The organism is Sandarakinorhabdus sp. (genome assembly GCF_031422795.1).
In the GTDB taxonomy this organism is placed as follows: domain Bacteria; phylum Pseudomonadota; class Alphaproteobacteria; order Sphingomonadales; family Sphingomonadaceae; genus Sandarakinorhabdus.
Map to the genome: position 1 here is coordinate 1 of NZ_JANPML010000353.1, position 2,521 is coordinate 2,521.

The window sequence follows — 2,521 nt, forward strand, 5'->3', positions numbered from 1 at the left end:
GACGCCACGATCCTGGCGGCCATGCTGGCCGATCCCATCCTGATCAACCGCCCGGTGGTGATCGGACCCGGCGCCACCCTGCTGGCCCGCCCAGCCGAACGGGCGCTGGAAGCGGCATGAGCATTCGCCCTGCCCGCATGGAAGATGCGACGGCCCTCGCCGCCATCTATGCGCCCGCCGTGCTGAACGGCACCGCCAGTTTCGAGATCGAGCCACCGTCTGCGGCCGAAATGGCGCAACGGCTGATGAAGGTGAAATCCCACGGCTGGCCGTGGCTGGTGCACGTGACGATGGGCAAGGTGGATGGCTATGCCTACGTAACCCAGTTCCGGGATCGCCCGGCCTATCGCTATTGCGGCGAAACCAGCGTCTATGTGGCGCCCGATGCCCAGCGCACCGGCATTGGCCAGGCGCTGCTGATGGCGTTGAGCAGCGCGGCGCGCACGGCCGGTTTCCGGCAACTGATCGCGGTGATCGGCGATTCCGGCAACAATGCCTCCATCAACCTGCACGCATCATGCGGCTTTGAACGCGCCGGCCTGCTCAAGCAGATTGGTGAAAAGTTCGGCAAGCCGCTCGATATCGTGATGATGCAGCGCAGCCTGCCCGGCTGATTGCCTGCGCCTGATCAGGCCGACACCCACTTTGGCCCCAGGCGCTGACGCTGGCGCAGTTGGCGGCCCACCGCCACAAAGCCGAACCCCAACATCAGCCAGGTCGCGGGTTCGGGCACGCTGCTGACCGATACTGTGTCGTCGCCGTTGCTGGCAAACAGGCTGCCGATCTGGCTGCCAACACTGCCCGCCCAAGCCGGCGCAAAGCTGGACCGGATTGGCGATGGCAGTTCGAACCCCGGCTGCCCGGCCAGCCCGCGCACATCAAATGATTGGTTGTTGGCCACCAGATTGCGCAGCCCTTCGGTCAGCCGCACACTGGGCGCGCCCCAGCGCGCATCCGGCAGGTTAGTCAGAATATTGTCGATAAAGATCGAATCGTTGCAGCGGGTGCAGCTGACACCGTGGGTATAGGTGATGGCGGCAAAATTACCGGCAAAGATCAGCCGTTCGCCGCTGCCGGTGCGTGGATCGAACGACACGAACGCCTGCATGTTGCCGATGGCGCTGTTATTCAGGATGGCGATATCCGATTGCAGCGGCCGTCCGTTCAGGCTCCACAGCTGGATACAGTCAGGGTGCGAACCCGTGCCAGGGGTGAAAGCCGAACAGCTGTTCGACGATACGATCACGCGCTGGCTATCGACCACGTTGATGCCATCAGCGGCGCTGCCGGTAATGCTGTTGCGGGTGACCAGCACGTTGGTCGACGTGCGCACACCCAGGCCGGTGCCGTGGCCGATGAACTGCGAACTGCTCACCGTCACCTGATTGGATTTCACCACCAACAGGCCAGAACCGCGGTTGTCGAAGTTGCCCAGAAACCGGCCCTGATCGAGGCTGATGTTGCTGCTGAACTGCACCTGCACCGTGTGCCACGGCCGGATATCCATATCGCTGCGTCCGTAGGTGCCGCCAGAAAACGCCAGATTGTGCACGTTGTTCAACATCAACCCACCCTGGAACGTCGCCGTGCTGGCATCAACTTGCACATTGCCGAAATCGCGATTGCTCAAAACCACCGTGTTGGCAAAACTGCCGGTGATGCGCAGCGTGTCGCCCGGCCGCACGCTGGCCAGCACGGTTTTCTGGTTGCTGATCGGCGTGAGGGTGATCACCTGGCCGGCAGCAGCTGTGGTGGCGCTGGCAAGGGCCATCACGGCCAGGCTGGCCATCATCGTCGGGCGCAATCGGATCGGCGTCATTCTCATGTCTCCCAAGGCTGTCCGCCGGCAGGCCCATGATCGGTAACCTGGCCGGCAGCGGTTCCGCCGTGCTGGCAAAAACCCTGTCCAAGGTCGGTAACGGCTGCACCATATTGGAGCTTGCGTGCGGCAACCGCATTCCATCCACTTTGGATGCTATCGCCTCCGGGCTTGCCGCCTGCGCACGAAGCCGCCATGGGGCAGGGCATGGCGATGCAACATCTGTTCCCCACCCCGCTCTGGCAGGGACGGCTTGATGATGCGGCCCTGTTGGCCGATCTGGCCCACTCGTGCCGGACTCTGGCCGAAGACGACAGCGCCGGCCGTCGCTGGAGCCGCGATCACCGCTATCGCGGCTACACCAGCTATGCCTCGCTGAACGATCTGCCGGCGCGCGATCCGGCCTTTGGCGATCTGGCGCGCTGGCTAGTGCGCCAGGCCGGCACATTTGCGGCGGCCGCTCATCTCGATCTGGCGGGGAAGAAACCCAAGCTCGACAGCCTGTGGGTCAACATCCTCAAACCCGGCGGCGGCCACAGCGGCCACATCCACCCGCACAGCATCATCTCAGGCACGCTCTATGTGGACGTGCCCGCCGGCTCCGGCAGCATCCGCTTTGAAGACCCGCGCCTGCCGATGCTGATGCACGCCCCGCCCCGCAGTGCCGACGCACCGGCCGAGAGCCGCAATTTCGTCCATGTC

Annotated in this window: 4 protein-coding genes; 3 read left to right on the plus strand and 1 reads right to left on the minus strand. The window is 64.2% G+C overall.

Annotated elements, in window-relative coordinates:
- Positions 1-12 precede the first annotated feature (12 nt).
- Positions 13-120, plus strand: a complete 108-nt coding sequence (locus RMO81_RS12380) for an ArsC/Spx/MgsR family protein (protein WP_310476201.1) — start codon at positions 13-15, stop codon at positions 118-120.
- On the plus strand, positions 117-614 hold the full coding sequence (locus RMO81_RS12385; protein WP_310476198.1) for an N-acetyltransferase family protein: 498 nt from the start codon (positions 117-119) through the stop codon (positions 612-614). Before RMO81_RS12380 ends, RMO81_RS12385 begins: the two co-directional genes overlap by 4 nt.
- 14 nt (positions 615-628) lie before the next feature.
- Here the strand turns inward: RMO81_RS12385 and RMO81_RS12390 are convergent, their stop codons facing one another.
- The gene (locus RMO81_RS12390) at positions 629-1,819 is read right to left on the minus strand and encodes a right-handed parallel beta-helix repeat-containing protein (RefSeq protein WP_310476199.1); all 1,191 of its coding nucleotides are present in this window, start codon (positions 1,817-1,819) and stop codon (positions 629-631) included.
- Between the two features lie 207 nt (positions 1,820-2,026).
- Between RMO81_RS12390 and RMO81_RS12395 the strand changes: the two genes are divergently transcribed.
- The coding region (locus RMO81_RS12395; protein ID WP_310476200.1) for a TIGR02466 family protein at positions 2,027-2,521 on the plus strand (495 nt) is incomplete at its 3' end.

Coding starts and splice junctions, on each gene's coding strand:
- RMO81_RS12385 (WP_310476198.1), top strand. CDS start 117: ATGAGCATTCGCCCTGCCCGCATGGAAGATGCGACGGCCCTCGCCGCC.
- RMO81_RS12390 (WP_310476199.1), bottom strand. CDS start 1,819: ATGACGCCGATCCGATTGCGCCCGACGATGATGGCCAGCCTGGCCGTG.